The organism is Shewanella sp. KX20019, from assembly GCF_016757755.1.
GTDB lineage: Bacteria > Pseudomonadota > Gammaproteobacteria > Enterobacterales > Shewanellaceae > Shewanella.
In genome coordinates this window covers 2,013,734-2,033,552 of record NZ_CP068437.1, presented here as the reverse complement: position 1 = coordinate 2,033,552, position 19,819 = coordinate 2,013,734, and the positions used below count along the sequence as shown (strand labels likewise).

The following is a 19,819-nucleotide window of genomic DNA, read 5'->3' as shown; positions in this document are numbered from 1 at the left end:
TTTTCCTAAGTTCCATTACTCATCCAGCACAGACCAATGCTCTAGTATTCGATGCGTTTCACCAACATGAACTACCTAGGGTTAAGCGGTTGCAGTTGAAAACCTTGATAATAGAATAACCAATTAATATGGATCATTTGCCCAAGTAGGAGCCGGCGTCGAACCTTAACTGAGCCAGATATTTGATAACAGAATAATGACTGCAATTGCCGAGCTTCAATTTGTAATGATTTAGACAGAAGTTCTGTCCAACATGTGTATAACGCAGGTAGCTTTTGCTTGGAGCAAAAAACGGCTTTTATCGTCAAAATAAGCAGCTGACTCAAGGGTAATGATGCCGCGACTTTTACCTCAGTTAGCCCTAGATTAAACAAGCCGACAAACCAACGTCTTTGCCAAAATACCAACAATATTGCCGCGAACGCCACCGCAAAATACTGCTGATAGGCTTGAATCACATCAACAAGGCTCGACAGCCAGAAGCTGACCCTTTGTTTCATCGGCAAGGACGGCGCTGGCCTAACCGTTACATCGACTGCTGGTAAAACACTGTATTCCACCTGCTGCTTAATTGGATCCCACCAACTAACAGATATTTGAGGCAGCTGATATTGACCTTCAACTGTAAATCGGTAGAGCAGCTCACTTTCTCTCTTCCCCGTCACTGTCCCTCTAAAAGAGGCACTACTGGTGACACTATTTGCCATCGTCACAAACTGACTACTCGCTGAGTCTGTAACTGATAAAGGAAGCTCTGCAATCAAATACCCCGGCAAGTCAGCCACTTTCATGGATACTTCACGACTCACTGCGCCACCAGCAATAAGCTCAATGTCTGACAGCTTTTGCGATAAGGTTAATGATGAGGTAACTATCAGGCCGCGTGCTTTTTCTGGCTGGCCGACAACATTAAACTGCTGAGTGTCAGCATAGATGATGCTTGCGCCTTCCCCTTTACCAAGCGTCACTTTAGTGGCGGGTAACGCAAATTCACCTGCTTTTGCAGGATAAATATCGTATTTCACTTGAGCGACATGCTTTCGCAGACCGTTAATGACACGAGTGGTATAAATAGGCCCCGATTTCGCTTTTTCGATAAAAAAGTGCTTCACTTTAATCGGTTCAACCACCATTCTAGCGGCTATCGGTTCATCGCTAATAACGGCTAACCACAAGGTATTCTTCATCCGAGATTCTAACGGCTTTTGGCTATCGATAATCCATTGAGCGCGATAACTTGTGGCATTGGCCGATATACTGAATACCAAGCATAGGTAACAACAAAGCTTGAGTAATAAGGTTGAGTGGTCGGTTAAGCGCATCACAGGCCTCCAGTTAACGCTTGAGCATCCGTTTTCTGCGGCGTGCGCGAACTGTCAGTTTCATCTTTCTGTAATTGCAGGGTGAATTTATTACGTAAAAAAACAGCAGGATCACGCTTAACTTGCTCTAGCCAAATTTTGGTTAGATGTTCCTCGGCAATAAGATCCGCGCTATTAACTAATTCAATCTTTTCTGCAGGCTCATCAATCTGCATATCCTCTTGCAAGGAATCAATCACATCAGCCGTCATATCTTCGCCAGCAGTGCCCTGTCCCTGTGCACGTTGCTCCATCAGCTCAAAAATATCATCCAGCACTGTTAGGTTATAAGTGGCTTGTGGGTGCTCAGGTTCTAACAATAAAACCTGCTGGAACCAACGCTGCGCGGAGCGAAATCGCGCTAGATGTAAATAACTCATGCCGATATTAAACCGTCGTGTTAGTGAGTCCGGCTGAGTATTAAGCATGGTCAGAGCCCATTCCCATTGGTTACTACGCATTAAGGCTTCTACTTTCCATTGTGGGTCAACGAAGCTATTCGCAGCACAAGAGAAATCCTGTCGTTGATAGAACCATTGCCCTTGCTGATCTGGCGTCATCAATAACCGCATAAATAGATTATCGCAGTTGTTGATCTCCCCTACAGCGACCTTAGCAGCCCCTTGTGCGTTAGCTTCACTGGTTGGTGCCATACTGAGCAAGGGCAGCAGAAGAATAACGCCAACCCAGTGAATGCTCCAGCCCCTTCGAAACCAAAGCAAGCTCAGCAATAACGTCGGAAAAACTAACCAATAGCCAGCCTCAGCCCAAACAATATTGGTATCTTCTGGGTCAAAGAAGCTAAATTGATTAACCCAGCTAATTATCGCTTCAATATCAGTATCATCTGCCGTCATCTGCAGTAACTCTATGCCACGAGGACTCGACATCGATGAGGCAAAGCCAAATTTCCACAGCAGTAATTGGTCATGGCTATCCTTTTCGTAGGCTAATATAGCCTGCCGCGCTTCGTTATCGATGCTGTCGCTAATGACCACGATACTCGCTGGAACTGACTGGGTATTTTGCTGCTGTTTTAGTTGGCTTAACACAGTCGCAATATCCTTCCCCTGTCTAGGCACTAAACGAGTATTCAAACTCTGCAAATACACAGTTAGTACTTCGCGATCTTCGGTCGGAGGAATAAGTTGGTGGCCACTACCGGCATACACCCATGCCCCAACTAAGCCATCATTTTTATTCGCAAGTAACCTCGTCAATTTATGCTTAGCACTTTCGATTCGACTGGGGGCGATATCTGACTGCGCCATCGAGCTGGAAAGATCGATGACAAAGATGAGCGGCGACCTATTTTTAGCCAAGCTTCCCTCCTCTGGCTGCCAAGCTGGACCACTCACAATAACAATCATAATCCCCATAACCATGGGCAATAACTGCATAGGGGAAAACCGCTTTCCCCCTTGATGACCAGTATTTAAATAAGGGGCTAAGTGCGCAGCCAAGGGTAATTTAGTTTGAGTATGTCGCTTTGCTCTGTGGCTAAGCCACAACCAATAGAGGTAAGGAATAAGCGCCAACAGTGCCCATGGCCGAATAAGATGAAATTCACTCATGCTTGCCTCTCTTTCTTCGCGCGCTCCATGTTGCCATGATCAGCGCGGCGAGATTTAACCCTACAACGATTAACAATGGCCAAAAATATAACTGTTTCTCCGGGCGTATAGTAAAGCTATCAAAAACCTGCGGCTCTAACGTCTCAATGATGTTGTAGACTTGCGTAAAGGCTTTGCCATCTTGCGCCTCAAATACCTGCCCATGGGTTATTTCAGCAATCTGCTGCAACATCTCGATATCGAGACTATCTTCACCTACATTAGCAGGGTCTCCGATAGCGATAGGGTAAATAACAATACCCTGCTGCGCGGCGTAACGAGCCGCTTCCAGTGGGGGAAACTCGCTGCTGGTATCATTGCCATCGGTAAGCAACAGCAACACTTTATTGTCAGTGTCTGAGTGAGAGAAGTGATTAACCGCCACACCGATAGCATCGCCAAGTGCGGTGCCAGCGCCAGCCATGCGGACATCCATCTCTTTAAGCAATAAACTCAAGGTGCCCTTATCTTCGGTAAATGGCGCCTGCAGATATGCTGCATCACCAAAAGCGATTAATCCGATACGATCTGATGCTCTTTGCGCTAAAAAATCCAGTAATAGTGACTTTACGCCATCTATACGTCGAGTCTTGTCACCTTGTAAATCGACAAAGTCACCGGCTTCCATCGAGCCTGACAAATCTACCGCAACCATCATCTCTCGCCCGACTTTATCTAGGGTGAAAGGTTCATCGAGCCATATCGGTCGCATTGCAGCGATAACTAAAGCTATATAGGTCAACGCCGCGAGGCTTCTTTGCCAAAATAATCGTCTTAATACCACGGCACCTTGGGTCGGTTTATGAGTACTTAAACTGGCAAGTTGCTCAAACCTAGAAAAACGAATGGCAGATAACTGAGTACGGTGTTTTGGCAGCAGCAATGCAATGATAGGTAATAACAGTAGGCATGCTAGCCAAGGGCTGCTGAACGTTAACATGTTATCTCCTCAAACCATTTTTTGATAAGTTGCCGTTGCATTGGCTCAAGCTCGGGGTTTTGTTGGTAACTGTTGCTTAGCAGTGCACACATGGCAGATTCAAGCAGGGCAAAATCCATGGGCGCGACGCGAGATCTCCGAGGTGCCCTTACAGTAGCGGTTAACTCGACAACACATTTAGAAAACTCCCTTGTATCTAAAGCTGACAGCGACTGCAATGGCCAATGTTGCTGGCTAAAGCGCTTCAGTAAATCTGCCATTCCAACCAGATCGTTGCTGCTGTCAAATTCAATAAAATGACGCCGTGTTTGGCGTACGTAGGCTTTTTGCAAAAAACGATAGCCACTTAGTATTGTCCAGCCAATAATACAGGCCACTATAGTGATAAAGATGGCTGTCCATAAAGGCGTCTCTGGCCACCAAGAAATTGCGTCTGGCGCTGTTTGCCATTGAGCTCTTTTGATCAGGTGTGAGCCAAATTCGACCACCTGTCCTGAAGATTGTGCCGATCCCGTCATATTAACCCTGTCCTTTTATCGACATGGCAGCCAATTGCTGCCAGCAGTCTTGATGAGTCGATAAATGCAAACAGGGGATCCCCATTGCCGTCAGGCTTGCTTCAAGCTGTTGATTTTGCTGCGCTGCAAATTGGTTATAGCGTTGACGAAGTTCAGCTGCATTTTGGCTGACGTCTAACTGAACATTTCCGTTACCCATGACTAGCGCGATCTCAGGGAGTTGATCTTCAAACGGGTCACTGACACGCAAGGCAATCACATTGTTACGTTTTGCTAGCTGAGCGATAAAGGCGTTACTTTTCTCAACGGTGAAATCGATAAAGTCGCTGATCATGAAGATTTGGCTTTCTTTGGTTTTTTGCAAACACAGCTGTTTTAATACGTCATCAAGCGATGCCTGAGAACTAAAGCAAGTCTCTGGGCCGTCACAGACTAATGGTTTCCTAACAGAATTTTCCTGCGTCTTCTCCAATGTCTGCCCCAACGACTGCCCGTGAAATACAACGTTTTCCAGTAAGGTGAGCAGTGATTTTTCACCACGTTGTGGCTGATGCACTGCAATCCCTTTATCGGTCATTAATAGTGCACCAATTCGATCGCCCTCAAGTTGAATACGACCAGCAATGATCGCAGCCAACTCACTGGCAATGACTGATTTCATCGAGCCATCACTTGCGAAAAACATACTGCTGCGCAAGTCGATAATTAATACTGTATTTTTGTCTTTCTCTTCGGCATATAAACGAATAAAAGCTTGGCCTGTTCGTTGAGTCACCCGCCAATCTATACAACGAACATCGTCACCAGGAAAGTAATGCCGCAGTTCGACAAAATCCAAACCTCGCCCTCGCTGATGACTTTTTTGTACACCACTCATCGGGGATATTTTGCTATAGGGGGGGCGCCAGCTTAAATCTCTCCCTCTTTTGGCTAGCAAACTTAACCTTGAAAAACTGCTGTAAATACGATCATCGTTGTTCATTTTTATCCCCTCACCTTACTCAGACAAACGTGACGTTCTCGAGTAGCTTATCGATGACATCATCACTGGTTAGCTTGAGGTTGATACAAGTAAAGCTAAGAACAATTCGATGACGCAGAACCGCATGACAAACGACTTTTACATCCTCAGGGGTAACAAAATCACGGCCTGCTAACCAGGCGCGCGCCCGTGCGCATTTATCGAGCGCTATCGTGGCGCGAGGGCTCGCCCCTAGATCAATTAATTCAGCTAATTCGGTGGAAAACTTCTGCGGGAAGCGGGTCGCATCAACAATATCGACGATGTACTGATCGATATTGTCATTAACATAGACTTGCTCCACCTCGGCTCTCGCTGCAAGGACAGCGTCGACCGTCAGTTTAGGGGTAGCGGCTGCCAAGCGACTGTTTGTTGCGGCTCGAAGTAATTGGAGCATCTTCTTTTCGGCATTTTTATCTGGATAGTCCACTAAAACCTGCATTAAAAAGCGATCCATTTGTGCTTCCGGCAAGGGATAGGTCCCCTCTTGCTCTACGGGGTTTTGCGTCGCTAATACCATGAAGAGTTCAGGCAGCGAATGTGAAACACCCGCGACAGAGACTTGGCTTTCAGCCATCGACTCCAACAATGCTGATTGTACTTTTGCCGGCGCTCGGTTTATTTCATCGGCGAGTAAGAAGTGGCAAAAGACGGGCCCAGGTTTAAAACTCAGACTCTGAGTTTGATTGTTGTAGATCTCGCTACCAGTAATATCGGCCGGCAGCATATCAGGAGTAAATTGAATTCGATTAAGCTGCGCTGAAACCTCAGCGGCTAGGGCATTCACAGCCCGAGTTTTAGCTAAGCCAGGTAGCCCTTGTATCAGGACGTGCCCATTGGCAATAAGCGCAATGACTAACTGCTCAACAACGGTTTCTTGGCCAAGCACCTGTTGATTAACGCGCAGTTGTAGTTCTTCAAATAGACAAATTGATGGATGCAAGGCTATCACCTTTAGAGTGTTTTGAGGGTGCTAGATAGATTAAAAAAGGGCACTAAATTGTGCCCTTAATAGTGCGACTAATTACTTCGCGTCACCGCCACGATAAGGCAGTTGCTTGATCACTCGTTCTAAGTTAAATGATGCAGGCTCTTGTCTTAGAGGGAACTCGTTGAAAGTTTGTAGCAATTTAGCGACTTCAACTTGGACTGGAACGAAGTTATACATACGCTCACCGAACCAACGAAGGTACATCATCGAATGCTCAGGAGCATCTTCGTACGGATCTGAACGTAGGTCGACAAGTTGAGGCCACTGCGTTGCTAAGCGAGGTGCAAACCAGCTTTCTTCAGTTGGCTGAATAAAGGTTGCTTTCGTTTTACCAACTCGTACAGCTTCTAAATTGCCAGTTTCAGCAAAATAGAAAATCTCATTACGGGCGGTATCTTCATTGCTTAACCAAGCTTGAGTGTGGTCATATCCATCAATGTAAACATCATGCTTCTTCTTGAAGTTCTGCTGTACATTTTTCTCACCAGCAAAAGTGGCTAGAGTGGTAAATATATCTTCATGAGATTGAATACCGTTGTTAACACTGCCAGCTGGGATTTTTCCAGGCCAGCTAACCATGAACGGAACACGTACACCGCCTTCAGACGTTAGACCTTTCTCGCCTTTAAAGGGGGTATTACCACCGTCAGGCCAAGACATTTTTTCAGCGCCATTATCGGTAGTGAAAATAACAATGGTGTTTTCACGTTGGCCAGTCTTGTCTAGAGTATCGAGGATTTCACCGACATAACTATCAAGCTCAGCCATGCCATCTGCGTACAAACCATAGCCTGTTTTACCCTGCCATTTTTCACTTAAATGTGTCCAAACATGCATACGTGAAGGGTTGTACCACATAAAGAAAGGCTCATCTTTCTTCGCGTAATCTTCAATATAGTCAACGGCCATATCGGTCAATTCGCGATCGATAGTTTCCATACGTTTCTTAGTTAACGGACCACCCGAGCCCGTTTCACCGTCAGCTGAACCTTCAACGATACCGCGAGGACCGAAACGCTCTAGGAATGCTGGATCTTTAGGGTAATCTTCATTCTCAGGCTCTTCTTCAGCATTTAAATGATATAGATTTCCGTAGAAGTAATCGAAACCACGGCGATGAGGCAACATGTGCTCTTGGTCACCCAAATGGTTTTTACCAAGTTGAACAGTCATATAACCCTGCTCTTTTAATACTTCGGCGATGGTTGGATCATCTTGGTGAATACCAATTGGTGAACCTGGCATTCCTACCGTTAGCAGACCTGTACGGATCGGTAGCTGGCCAGTAAGGAAGGCTGCGCGACCCGCTGTTGAACTTGGTTGACCGTAGTGGTCAGTAAACATCATTCCAGACTTTGCTACACGGTCAATATTTGGAGTTTTGTAACCCATCATGCCCATGTTATATGCAGAAGTATTTGACCAACCGATATCATCTGCCATGATAACGAGAATGTTTGGTTTTTCTGAATCATTTTTAGCGATTGCTGGTGCAGATACTGCAGTTGTAACAGCCGCAATGCCCAGTACTGCTTTTGATAACAACGTTTTGGTGAAAATTTTCATCGTTCACTCCCCATTTAAGTTGGGGCTAGTATCTAGATTCTTTGTGAGGAATCGAACTAGGAAAATTCCTAAAACCGTTATTTACCCGTGCTTATATCACTTTTTTAGTAGAAGATAGTATTGAAAAAATAGTGTCTCTGAATAGTAAATTCATTGATACTTTTGTACTTAAACACACCGAGATCAGAGTGTTTAAGCAGGAAAACTCAACGCAATAATTGGAGAGTCCTAAGGTGAGTCATCAACATTCAATAGCGTCTTCTGCATTCGATGAAACGCTGATTTCAATCTCGACCCAGCTATTAGACTCCCCCACAGGAACGCTGCCTGACGTCATGGATGCGGTATTGGAAGAGTGCCGTGTTTTGCTGGGTGTTGATCGAATATCTTGCTTACCAAATACAAAAGACATTGCTGCCGATTGGCGATCATATACGGTGTCAGGACGTAATATACCCAGTATAAAGCTAGACCTAAGTCTTGAGATAAAATCTCAGTATCAGGCTATGATCCATTCAGGCGTTATTCTCAATAGTGCGACCCATCCGCAGTTACTGGCGCTAGCAAAAGAGCTTCAAGACCAAGCTCCTATCAATCATATTTTGATCCCCATCCAAGCAATGGGTAAACCTTGGGGGGCATTTGCGGCCGCTAACTTTAACACCGTGAAAGATTTTGATGAGCAATTTATTCGTAGCTCAACCATCTTGGGAAATATCATGGCCTCTAGTATTCAGCGGCTACAGCATTATCAAGAGCTATTAAACCAAAAAGAGAAAGTGACTGCATTGAACAAGCGCTTACTCGAAGATAGTGAGGAGCAGCTCAAAATTATAGCCAGAGATCTACATGATGATATTGGCCAGCGTTTAGCCTCGTTGAATCTAGAGCTAGGTTTTATCAATAATCAGATTGAGCCCAAATCACAACCCGCGATAATGAAGGCTGCTGCTGATCTATCAAAAATCACCCGCGATTTACAACACATCTCGCGGCACTTACACCCAGCAATTATCGATAAAGTCGGTTTGTATGCGGCGATTGAGTCAGAAGCAAAGAAAATGGCGGCTCATAAGAGTATTGCTCTATCGCTCAACCTAAGCCAAGCAATCTTATATACTGAAGAGCAGAAACTACATATTTATCGGATCTCCCAAGAAGCGCTATCAAACGTTGCCAAACATGCTAGTGCCACTAAATTGGCAATCGTTTTAGCCTGTAAGGAAAATACTGTCAGCCTATCTTTCCAAGATAACGGTGTGGGTATGTCATTAGAACCGCAACCTATGTCTTCATCCCTGGGAATACAATCTATGCGTGAACGAGCGGACATGATTGGCGCCAAAATCCAGTTTCAGACCGATCAGCAATCGTCTGGTTTCAGGGTCACACTGCAGTGGCCAATGCCACAAAAAAACACTCTCTAAAGAATTACTCGAACATTTTGATAAACCTATGCAAAGAGATAACAAAGGACAATAAAACTATGATGCCAACAATGGTAATCGCTGATGACCACCAGATGGTCAGTGAAGGTATAGCACGGCTCGTTGAAAAGCTTTATCAAGTCAGTTCTATTTCAACCAATGCTGATGAACTTATCCAAGCCACAAAAGCTGAGCAGCCAGATATTATCATCACGGATATATCAATGCCTGGCATGCAGCTCAACCACACCTTAGGCTTACTTAAACGTTCTTGCCCGCATACAAAGATTATTTGTCTAACCATGCACGATGAAGCAGAAATTTTACAAGCCGCTTTTGAATATGGCGCCGATGGGTACGTTGTTAAGCATCAAGCCGGATTCGAGCTACTACAAGCTATTGAGACTGTGCTGGCCGGTAAGCAATATATCTCTGCAGAATTACAAGGAAAGGTAACACAAAAAACAGTACTTACCGCTAGGCAGTTAGATATTCTCAAGCTTTTGGCCGCTGGAATGTCAGCAAAAAAAATTGCTACTACCCTCAATATATCAGCGAAAACGGTGGAATATCATAAGTACAAAATGATTGAGTTACTGGCGTTAGAAAATGCATCATCGTTGGTTGCGTACGCCCACAGCCGTAACCTTATTTAACCCCTCCTACTGTCTCGACATTAAGTGCTGACTAGGAAACTTCCCAGTCGATTTGGCTCATATATGTATGGATAATGAGCACAAATAGAGGGGTTTCCATATGTCATCAGTCGCTAAATATCCATTTCATCTTCTCGTAAAGCCTGTCGGTTCAAAGTGTAATCTCGATTGCCACTACTGCTATTACCTTCGTAAAGAGGAGCGTTATGAACCCAATGCAACGATGCAGATGTCAGAGGCTATGCTGGAAACTTACATCTCACAGTACATTGCCGCACAACCAGCCCATATCAACAATGTTGATTTTAGCTGGCAAGGTGGCGAACCTGCATTACGTGGCTTAGCGTTTTTTGAAAAAGCCGTCGAACTGCAAAAACAGTATGCCCGCTCAGGGATGACCATCTCCAATACCTTCCAAAGCAATGGCACCCTCATTAATGAGCGTTGGGCTAAGTTTTTCAAAAAGAACAACTTCCTCATTGGCTTAAGTATTGATGGAGATGAACTAAATCATGGCAACGGCCGTCCCGATCTAAAGGGTAATAACAGTTACCCCAATGTGATGCGTGGACTGGAGTTACTTAAAAAACACCATGTCACATTCAATACGCTAACCGTAGTTCACAGCGATAATGCTCACCTTGGCAAGGAAACTTATCAAAAGCTAAAAGCGCTAGGCTCAACAGTCATTCAATTTCAGCCCTGTGTTGAGCATGAACTCGATCGCAGAAGCCAAAAAGACTGGTCTTTATCGCCACAGCAGTGGGGCCAGTTTTTATGCACAGTATTTGATGAATGGAAGCAAGAAGATGTCGGTAAAATTTTTGTTCAATTTTTTGAAAACACATTGGGAATTTTAGCAGGACAACCGAGCCAAATGTGCTTTCATGCAGAAGCTTGCGGTCAACAGATGATGCTAGAGCATGATGGCAGTGTTTATAGCTGCGACCACTATAGTTATGAGGAATATAAAGTGGGCGACATCGACATTATAGACCTTGGAAAAATGGCGAGTAGTGAACGTCAGATTGAATTTGGTATGAATAAGTGGACCCGTCTACCCAAGCAATGCCGAGAGTGTGATTTTAGGCCATTTTGTAATGGTGGCTGTCCAAAAGAACGTACAGGGACTACCGCCGACTTAGAGGCTGGTTTGCATCACTTATGCAGAGGCTACAAGCAATTTTTCGTCCATGCAATGCCATACTTAGGTGCGATGCTAGAAGCCATTAAACAAGGCCACCCTGCCAGTGTTTATCCTATTTACCTGCAGAGAAAGTAACACTAACTGTTCACTTTAAACGTTTCAACTCTATCTAATTTTAAAACAGATTCAAAAAAGCCCAAGATATACTTGGGCTTTTTTATACCAAATTAGGCTCAGAAGAACCTAGTTTGATTATAATGTCATCAACTAAGCAAGCGCTTAGAACGGCATCTTCATGCCTGGTGGAAGCTGCATGCCACCAGTGACTTCAGCCATTCTTTCTTTTTGACTCTCTTCGACTCGACGAGCGGCATCATTACATGCTGCTGCAATCAGGTCTTCTAGCATCTCTTTATCATCTTCAAGCAAGCTTGCATCAATGTCGACTTTGCGCACACTGTGAGAACCTGTCATGGTAACTTTAACAAGGCCAGCACCAGCTTCGCCAGTCACTTCCATACGTGCAATCTCTTCCTGCACTTTAGCCATTTTGTCTTGCATCTGCTGGGCTTGCTTCATCAAGTTGCCCATACCGCCTTTTCCAAACATACTCTAATTCTCTTCTATTATTTATCACTACAAATAAACTGCGCTAATCTTACTAAATATAGACTGATTAGCAATGAAAGCTGAAATTTCAATTGTAAAATTATGACTCAGGTAACCGCTTAAAGTTCGACATATCGACCAATTCTATCAATTTACCTTTTTTAACCAACAATTCTGGTGCATAAGTAAGCGTATCAGATGTTAATTGTGCGCCCATGTGTTGTGCTAACCAACGTACATTATCGTCAGTCATCAACCCATGATGAGCTTGTGCAAGGATCTCTTTATGGAAACGACGCCTAACTTCAAGAGGCGTCTCTCGAGTACTGTCGACGCCAACAGAGACTCGCACTTCACTTGGCTCGCCAAGCGCTTGACTCATAGCCTCTTCAAACTGCTTAATGGCAACATCGGCAGCAAGATGCTTTTGATCCGGCTTGAGTAACAGTGACAATGGTTGTTCAAACTGATGACACACTGAATTGACTGCGAGCTGTCTAACGCGCCCGCCGACTTCAAGCTCAGCCATAAAGCGATACCACTTCAAGTCAATGTCATTACCCGTTAGCTCACCGCTAGGAAGTTCTGGCAAGTTTAACTCAACATCCTGAACTGAAGTTGAATCAAGCTGCGACGCTGTGACTTGATGCTCCACTGCAGCCGTTTGGCGTTGCTGTTGAGGTGGCGCTTTAACAGCGTCAACATCTATTTCCGGCTTAGCTACATTAGCGTCACTGGTATCTTTAAACCGTGGCGTGGGATCATGCTCATGTGGCTCTTCCCATGGCGGTCTGTCGACAATATTACTGCTGCTATCTGCTTGAACCATCTCATTGTTTGGCTGTGCTGGCTGTTCAGCATCTTGTTCTTCGACTTCAGGTTCAGGCTTACGTACTGGCGGCGTAAACGCCTTTCGCTCCTTAACGGACTTTTTTGCTGAACTCTCCTTAGGCTCATCTTCGCCTAATCCGTCCAGTAAAGAGTCCCTTGCAGCTAATACAGCATCTAAAATATCGTCACTTAACTCGCCACCTGCAGTTGAACTTTCTGTTCCACTTTTAGCAACCACTGTAATTTGTTCGGCCGCAACAGGAGATAACGAGTCTTGTGGTAATGGCGCCGAGTTAGGAGCATCAAAGTCAAAATTGTTGTCATCAAAATCTATATCCTGCGCGCCAGCATATTGTGAATAAGCAGACAGGTCGTCTTCAGCCCCGTAGTCACCTTGACTTGATGATGTGACAGCTGCAGTTGTTATCTCTACTTGATTACCAGCTGTTTCATCAACGCTTTGATGATCATCATTATTGGCTGCCGATGTTGAATCGACAGTTGAGTCAACGTTTTTGTCGATAGTGGCGTCGATAGTTTTACTTTGCAGTGGACCTGACCCATCAACCTTTGCATACCCTTGGCTCTCAGCTTGACTGAGTATGACGGCCATTTCACTATTCATGCTCTCCAGATCACCTAATGCTGGCGGCACAGATTGAGACACTGGTTCTTGAGCCTTAGCTGTAGCATCTGAATTGCGCTCTAGCTCTGACTCTAAGTCTGAAAGCTCTGTCGTTTTATCGCTAAGGTGACTGGTAACTGTGTCACTAGCCTCTATCAGCGTTTTTTTTTCTGCCGCTGTATCAACTGGAGAGGCTTTTTTCTCGGGGTGTTCCAGCAATGTGCTTTGCGGCGTTTGCTCAGGTATAGCGAGCTTTGCAGGCGTGTCAGTCACCCATTTAGTTACTGGTTGCTCCGGCACAAAAGTCACTGCACGCAGGAGTGCCATTTCAAGCCCCGATTTGGGATCAGGCGCATAGGGTAAGTCTTTACGGCCGGTCAACAGCAGCTGGTAATATAGCTGTACTTGCTCAGGCGATAACTGCTCCGCAAACGCTTTTATTTGCTCGCTGTATAGCGACATCTGCGCTGCAGCGGGAGCAAATTGAGTTAAGGTAATTTGGTGCAATAACTCTAGTAAACTACGCAGCACCTCTTCGGGCTCAGCGCCAAATGACAATACACAGGCACTGACTTGCATCAACGCCATCACATCTGCTTTGGCTAATGCTTCCAACAAAGCAATGACCTGTTTGTCATCAATACTGCCCAGCATGGTTTGCACAAGTTCAAGTTTGACTTGCCCGGCACCAAAAGCAATAGCTTGGTCGGTAAGACTTAACGCATCACGCATACTGCCGTTAGCCGCTTTTGCAAGTAGGGTTATCGCTGAAGATTCAAAATTCAATGTTTCTTGAGTCAAGACATTGGCTAGCTGATTGGCAATCTCATCTTGGGTCAAGCTCTTGAGGTTAAACTGCAAACAACGTGATAACACGGTGACCGGTAAGCGCTGTGGATCCGTTGTAGCAAGTAGAAACTTTACATGTTCTGGCGGCTCTTCGAGCGTTTTGAGTAGCGCATTGAAGCTACTGCGAGACAGCATATGCACTTCATCGATAAGGTACACTTTATAGCGGCCACGGCTCGGGCGGTATTGAACGTTATCGAGTAGTTCGCGAGTATCATCAACTTTTGTGCGCGAAGCAGCATCGACCTCGATGAGATCAACAAAACGCCCTTCTGCGATTTCAACACAAGCTGAACACACACCACATGGCGTGGCGGTAACCCCTTGTTCACAATTTAAGCCTTTAGCGAAAAGTCGTGCAAGACTGGTTTTACCCACTCCTCGAGTGCCGGAAAACAGATAAGCATGATGCAATCTTTGCTGAGTGAGCGCATTGGTTAATGCATGTAAAACATGAGACTGGCCAACCATTTGCTCAAATTTGGCAGGGCGCCATTTTCTGGCTAACACCTGATATGACATGGAACTCCCCAACGTGTCATGAATATGATTACGGGAGCACGCTCCTCGACTTATTTGAACAATAGCATGCCAAGGTTTGACATGCTATATCAAGTGTTCAAGGAGCGGTTTGGCGGTGATTAAATCACCTTAAACAGATATTTTAGTCTGATTATTCGCCTTCGAATTCACATAAGCTGAGTAATTCGAGATCCATAGTTCCTAGACGCTTTTCGCCACCTAGATCCGGTAGTGAGATAACAAATGCAGCGTGATTAACTTGACCACCTAAATTACGGATTAACTTAACCGTTGCTTCAATGGTACCGCCAGTCGCCAGTAGGTCATCAACAACTAAGACTTTATCTTCACTAGTGATGGCATCGACGTGAATTTCAAGAACATCATGACCATACTCAAGCTCATAGCTCTCAGAAATAGTCTCTCTTGGCAATTTACCCGGCTTACGTACTGGTACGAAACCAATTCCCAGCTCTAACGCCAAAGGTGCGCCAAATAGGAAACCACGAGCTTCAGTACCGACAACTTTCGTAAAACCTTGCTCCTTGTAGTATTCCACTAAAAGATCAATTGTAAGTTTATACGCTTGTGGATCTTCTAATAAGCTAGTCACATCTCTAAACAAAATCCCCTCTTTAGGGTAGTTAGGGATAGTTTTAATGCTGTTCTTTATTAGTGCCAAGCTGTCAGTGTTCATAACCATAATTATTTACTTTATTGAGTTTAATTTTCTGACACCCTGCAGGCTATTATCGCCAAAGCAATGTCATCGAAATGTAAAAATGGCCGTAAAGCTTAAGCCGCTTTATGATCAGTTGCAACATTGGATAGCGAGAACTGCTGCGTCATATCACGCTAAATATTGCTACTATTGTTCACATGTAAAAAGAGCCTTTAACTGCGGCTTAATTTAATATTTTAATTCAGCATGATGCAGCAATACAGTGTTATCACTATTCATCAATTTCAGGAATGCTTCTCAGGTAAACAATTAACCCTGTTCCGATGCAGGCTAGCATCACTTTGACCCAAATTAGCGGCACAATTGTGATACTGACGATAAAACTAAGGCTACTGGCAATATATGCTTTCTTCTTCAGCCCTTTGCGAATAGCACCTTTTGCCTGCCAATTTTGCAGCGCATCAGCAAACCACGGATGCAGCATCAACCATTGATATAATCTGTCACTTGAACGAGCAAAACAATAAGCAGCCAATAAGATAAACGGCACAGTTGGCAGTATCGGCAATAAAATACCCAATAAGCCTAGTGCGAGGCTACAAAGACCAGCTAGAAGAAAGAAACCACGTTTTAACGCCATCCGTACCGCCTAAAAAACAAAAAGCCACTCAAAAGAGTGGCTAGTATACCTGACTTTGGTTAAAGGCAGCTTAAATCAGCCCCATCACCTTTAACCAAGATAAGCTTGCTGGCAATGTCGGCAACAACATTACCAAGATAAAACCAATAAAATAAACAATGTTAAATGGGTCTTTAAACGGCTGACTCATGACTTCCTCGACGACTATTGCTAACGGCTGTTATTGATCTAGATCAATTTTTGCCGCCATTATAGGGTTTCGTCACACCGATAGAAAGTCTATTCAGCAATAAACTCTCTAATTATCCCTTTAGCGCTCAACTGCATTAATAGCTCAATACAACCTTGTTGCAATACAGCAGGTTCAATATTAGTAAAAGTCACTGATAACCAATCAATCAACTCTACACATTCGACAGATTCAAATTGCGACATATAAGCCAAAACCTGCGCCGTTAGCGGATTTAACTGTAAAAAGCTTACCTCATCTTCAAAGTCTGAATAGATGCAAAAAAATTGCGGTTCTACTGTTGGTTGTTGTGGCCGATAATCTTCACTAATGTGCTGTACATCAAATGTATATTGCGCTATTTGCGATGTAGCAGAGACACTCAAGGTCATTGTTGAGATAACGTCGGCATCCATTGCCGCCATATCGATGATCTTTTGCTTTGGATTATCTTGTGCGACTGCCACCACAAGCTCTAGCCATTCATAATGCGCCAGCTCCAGCATAAAAGGGGGATCGATCTCTGTGGCGGTATATTCTGTCTGCAAAAACAGCAGAAACTCTTGCGCGATCTCAATAAAGATCGGCGTGTGACAGTCATGAATAGCAAAAAACTGCTGCACCCTTTGTTGCCAGTCTTGTTCGCGGTATAAAGTCTTTAATACCGGAAAGGCGTTAGAGACAAAGCCATCAATATTGTTGAAAAATAGTTCGCGGTAAATCTTCATCCGTCGAGCTTCAATCCCCTCCGGCAGCGGCTTTGATGGATCTTTAATGTAATCCATAAAGTGTTGCTGTGTGTCAATAAAACTCATCAAGCGCTCCTTTTTATACTAGCGATATGACGGTTTTGATAGTCATGGATCTGATTAATCTCTAACAATAGTTCACTGGTTGCTGGAATATTAAAATCTCGCTCGAGTAGCGTAGGAAATACACCATGATACTGATGGCAAGCCTCGAGTAGCTTCCAAACTGGATCCACTATATCCGCACCATGGGTATCAACCATTAAATCTTCAGCTTCTTCATAATGACCCGCGATATGTAAGTATTCGATTCTTTCTGTTGGCATTGCCTTTAAGTATTCAAACGCATCATATTGATGGTTAATCGAGTTCACATAGATGTTATTGACATCGAGCAACATCTTACAATCTGCTTCTTCCATTACGGCGGTAACAAACTCCAGTTCGGACATTTCGGCGCCAGGCGCTGCATAAAATGACACGTTCTCCAATATTAATGGTCGTTCAATAATATCTTCAACTTGTTTAACGCGCTTAGCCACATGACGAACGGCTTCGCCAGTGAAAGGAATTGGCATTAAGTCGTACATATGTCCAGAACCAGAGCAATAACTTAAGTGTTCAGAATAGCTGTTAATCTGGTGTTGATTGAGAAAATCTTTGATGTTTTTGACAAACTGAATGTCGAGCGGCGCAGGGCTGCCAATGGATAGCGATAAACCATGACAGTAAAACTCATGTTTTTCTGTCAAAGCCCTAAATTGACGACTGAACTTTCCACCAAGTGTCATCCAATTTTCGGGGGCAACTTCAAAAAAATTAATCTCTTTCGGCACAGCTTGGCAGAACTCATCCAACATTTCCCGCCTTAGACCGAGTCCCACTTGTCCTTTACTTGTCATACAGCACGCCTGTTAATTTAGGATTTTATTAACAAATAGGGCCAGCAAACGCTGACCCCGTTCTACTCAGTAGAAAGCCTACTTAGTGCCACCACACTTACCTTCTTTAGCTTTCTTATCGCCGCCACACTTACCTTCTTTGGTTTTCATTTTGTCGCCGCCGCATTTACCTTCACCACACTTACCTTCTTTGGCTTTCATCTTATCGCCGCCGCATTTACCTTCGCCACACTTACCCTCTTTGGCTTTCATCTTATCGCCGCCGCATTTACCTTCGCCACACTTACCCTCTTTGGCTTTCATCTTATCGCCGCCGCATTTACCTTCGCCACACTTACCCTCTTTGGCTTTCATTTTGTCTTCGCCGCATTTACCTTCGCCACACTTACCTTCCTTGGCTTTTTTCTTATCTGCGCCACATTTACCTTCGCCACATTTACCCTCGCCTTCAACTAGCTGGTAACCGGCTTGCATTTCACTATAACCAAACGGGCTTGCTTGAACAGATGTAGCCAAAGAGCTTCCAAGCACAACAGCACCAACGGCAACAGTAATAGCAGTCTTGTTAACGAGTTTCATAATATCTTCCTTCTTGATTTAATCTACAGTATTTCGGTTACCAACAATGTATTTTGCTGGCTTGCTTAAAGAGACCAGCACAGCTACAAATAAATTTCATTTTTCTTACACCTATCACATTTATGGCGCATAAAAGCTGATAGTGCAAATATTGCTTATATCTATTTATCACTCTTTAGTGCCTGTTTTCACGATGCTTGACATAATAAGGAACCGCCAAATAGGCACTAGTTAGCAACAAATAGCAGCAGTCCAAAAAATAAACAACCCGATAACACGACTAATTTGCTACTGCGATAAGATCACTCTATACGCGCTTTCGTTTGGTACCACACGGTGCATGATGTAGAATGCAGCGCCTTTTAAAACTGATGAGTGGACTGTTCTGTGCGAATAATTTTGGCGCCTATGGAAGGCGTTGTTGATGATTTAATGCGTGAAATTCTTTCAGCAATCAATCCTTACGATTTAATGGTGACGGAATTTGTACGTGTCGTTGATCAGTTATTACCAGAAAAAGTGTTCTATCGTATCTGTCCGGAATTAAAAACCGATGGAAAAACAGCATCAGGCACACCAGTTAGGGTGCAACTTTTAGGGCAAGAGCCTGGTTGGATGGCTGAAAATGCGCTGAGAGCAATCGAGCTTGGCTCCAAAGGAGTCGACGTTAATTTTGGTTGCCCAGCAAAAATGGTTAACCGTAGTAACGGTGGCGCAGTGATGCTGCAATATCCTGAGCAACTATATAATGTCGTCAAAGCCATGCGAGATGCAGTGCCAGATGAGCAACCTGTAACCGCAAAAATCCGTCTAGGTTTTAATGACAAATCTCTTTATATGGAGAATGCACTGGCCATTCATGAAGCCGGGGCGAGTGAACTTGCGGTACACGCTAGAAGTAAAGTTGATGGCTATAAGCCACCTGCATATTGGGAATACATAACCGACATTAATGCAAAGTTGCCTATTCCGGTTATTGCTAACGGCGAGATTTGGGATCAACAAGACGCACAGCGCTGTATGCAGGTGACAGGGTGCGACAGCATAATGGTAGGGCGTGGTGCTATCTCCTTGCCGAATTTGGCTGCAAGCATCAAAGGAGAAACACCATATACTTGGCAACAATCACTGGCGTTGATGCTGGAATACACCAACCGCGAGCTCGTAGGCCGTAAAAGCACCTATTACCCTGCCAGAATTAAACAATGGTTTAATTATCTTAACCGCCAATATCCCGAAGCAGATACGCTATTTCGCGAGCTTAGAATCTACAAAACGGCTGAAGAGATCATCAATGTGCTGCAAACTGCAAATAGCAATCTTTACAAGTAAAAGCTAGTTAATAAAATAATTGGTTATTAT

The 19,819-nt window shown here is 44.3% G+C and carries 18 protein-coding genes; 4 read left to right on the top strand and 14 right to left on the bottom strand.

All coding sequences use genetic code 11. The features are described from left to right. Positions 1–71: 71 nt before the first annotated feature. The 7 genes from JK628_RS08975 to JK628_RS08945 all read right to left on the bottom strand — a co-directional run bounded on the left by JK628_RS08975 (position 72) and on the right by JK628_RS08945 (position 8,010). Positions 72–1,322 (bottom strand): BatD family protein, encoded by a 1,251-nt coding sequence (locus JK628_RS08975; protein WP_202289143.1) that lies wholly within the window; start codon positions 1,320–1,322, stop codon positions 72–74. Next, positions 1,322–2,935, bottom strand: a complete 1,614-nt coding sequence (locus JK628_RS08970; protein WP_202289142.1) for a VWA domain-containing protein — start codon at positions 2,933–2,935, stop codon at positions 1,322–1,324. Before JK628_RS08970 ends, JK628_RS08975 begins: the two co-directional genes overlap by 1 nt. Beyond that, positions 2,928–3,914 (bottom strand): VWA domain-containing protein, encoded by a 987-nt coding sequence (locus JK628_RS08965; RefSeq protein ID WP_202289141.1) that lies wholly within the window; start codon positions 3,912–3,914, stop codon positions 2,928–2,930. The genes JK628_RS08970 and JK628_RS08965 overlap by 8 nt, the downstream gene beginning before the upstream one ends. Next, the gene (locus tag JK628_RS08960) at positions 3,908–4,432 is read right to left on the bottom strand and encodes a DUF4381 family protein (RefSeq protein ID WP_202289140.1); all 525 of its coding nucleotides are present in this window, start codon (positions 4,430–4,432) and stop codon (positions 3,908–3,910) included. The genes JK628_RS08965 and JK628_RS08960 overlap by 7 nt, the downstream gene beginning before the upstream one ends. Position 4,433: 1 nt before the next feature. After that, entirely contained in the window at positions 4,434–5,414 is a 981-nt protein-coding gene (locus JK628_RS08955) for a DUF58 domain-containing protein (RefSeq protein ID WP_202289139.1), read from the bottom strand. Positions 5,415–5,433: 19 nt separating this feature from the next. Beyond that, positions 5,434–6,396 (bottom strand): AAA family ATPase, encoded by a 963-nt coding sequence (locus tag JK628_RS08950; RefSeq protein WP_020911872.1) that lies wholly within the window; start codon positions 6,394–6,396, stop codon positions 5,434–5,436. Positions 6,397–6,477: 81 nt separating this feature from the next. After that, positions 6,478–8,010, bottom strand: coding sequence for an arylsulfatase (locus JK628_RS08945; protein ID WP_202289138.1), 1,533 nt, complete (start codon positions 8,008–8,010; stop codon positions 6,478–6,480). Positions 8,011–8,243: 233 nt separating this feature from the next. On the opposite strand from JK628_RS08945, the gene JK628_RS08940 reads away from it, so the two are divergent. The 3 genes from JK628_RS08940 (at position 8,244) to JK628_RS08930 (ending at position 11,375) form a co-directional block, all read left to right on the top strand. After that, positions 8,244–9,437 (top strand): sensor histidine kinase, encoded by a 1,194-nt coding sequence (locus JK628_RS08940; RefSeq protein ID WP_202289137.1) that lies wholly within the window; start codon positions 8,244–8,246, stop codon positions 9,435–9,437. A gap of 59 nt (positions 9,438–9,496) precedes the next feature. After that, positions 9,497–10,093: a response regulator transcription factor gene (locus JK628_RS08935; protein ID WP_202289136.1), complete on the top strand. Its 597-nt coding sequence runs from the start codon at positions 9,497–9,499 to the stop codon at positions 10,091–10,093. 100 nt (positions 10,094–10,193) lie between these two features. Further along, positions 10,194–11,375 carry an anaerobic sulfatase maturase gene (locus tag JK628_RS08930; RefSeq protein WP_020911868.1) on the top strand — a complete coding sequence of 394 codons (1,182 nt, stop codon included), beginning with the start codon at positions 10,194–10,196 and terminating at the stop codon, positions 11,373–11,375. A 144-nt stretch (positions 11,376–11,519) separates the two neighbouring features. On the opposite strand, the gene JK628_RS08925 is transcribed toward JK628_RS08930, so the two are convergent. The 7 genes from JK628_RS08925 to JK628_RS08895 form a co-directional block, all read right to left on the bottom strand. Then, a complete protein-coding gene (locus JK628_RS08925) occupies positions 11,520–11,849 on the bottom strand; it encodes a YbaB/EbfC family nucleoid-associated protein (RefSeq protein ID WP_202289135.1) in 330 nt (109 codons plus the stop codon). Positions 11,850–11,949: 100 nt separating this feature from the next. After that, positions 11,950–14,676 (bottom strand): DNA polymerase III subunit gamma/tau, encoded by a 2,727-nt coding sequence (gene dnaX / locus JK628_RS08920; protein WP_202289134.1) that lies wholly within the window; start codon positions 14,674–14,676, stop codon positions 11,950–11,952. Between the two features lie 151 nt (positions 14,677–14,827). Then, the gene (gene apt, locus JK628_RS08915; protein WP_202289133.1) at positions 14,828–15,379 is read right to left on the bottom strand and encodes an adenine phosphoribosyltransferase; all 552 of its coding nucleotides are present in this window, start codon (positions 15,377–15,379) and stop codon (positions 14,828–14,830) included. Between the two features lie 250 nt (positions 15,380–15,629). After that, complete coding sequence (locus tag JK628_RS08910; RefSeq protein ID WP_202289132.1) at positions 15,630–15,998, bottom strand: YbaN family protein; 369 nt, start codon at positions 15,996–15,998, stop codon at positions 15,630–15,632. 279 nt (positions 15,999–16,277) lie between these two features. Continuing rightward, positions 16,278–17,042, bottom strand: coding sequence for an HvfC family RiPP maturation protein (locus tag JK628_RS08905; protein WP_202289131.1), 765 nt, complete (start codon positions 17,040–17,042; stop codon positions 16,278–16,280). Next, the gene (locus tag JK628_RS08900; protein ID WP_202289130.1) at positions 17,042–17,878 is read right to left on the bottom strand and encodes an HvfB family MNIO-type RiPP peptide maturase; all 837 of its coding nucleotides are present in this window, start codon (positions 17,876–17,878) and stop codon (positions 17,042–17,044) included. The genes JK628_RS08905 and JK628_RS08900 overlap by 1 nt, the downstream gene beginning before the upstream one ends. A 78-nt stretch (positions 17,879–17,956) precedes the next feature. Next, on the bottom strand, positions 17,957–18,457 hold the full coding sequence (locus JK628_RS08895) for an HvfA family oxazolone/thioamide-modified RiPP metallophore (protein ID WP_202289129.1): 501 nt from the start codon (positions 18,455–18,457) through the stop codon (positions 17,957–17,959). Between the two features lie 387 nt (positions 18,458–18,844). Here JK628_RS08895 and dusC point away from each other — a divergent pair, with 387 nt between their 5' ends. Beyond that, a complete protein-coding gene (dusC, locus tag JK628_RS08890; protein WP_202289128.1) occupies positions 18,845–19,789 on the top strand; it encodes a tRNA dihydrouridine(16) synthase DusC in 945 nt (314 codons plus the stop codon). Positions 19,790–19,819 lie beyond the last annotated feature (30 nt).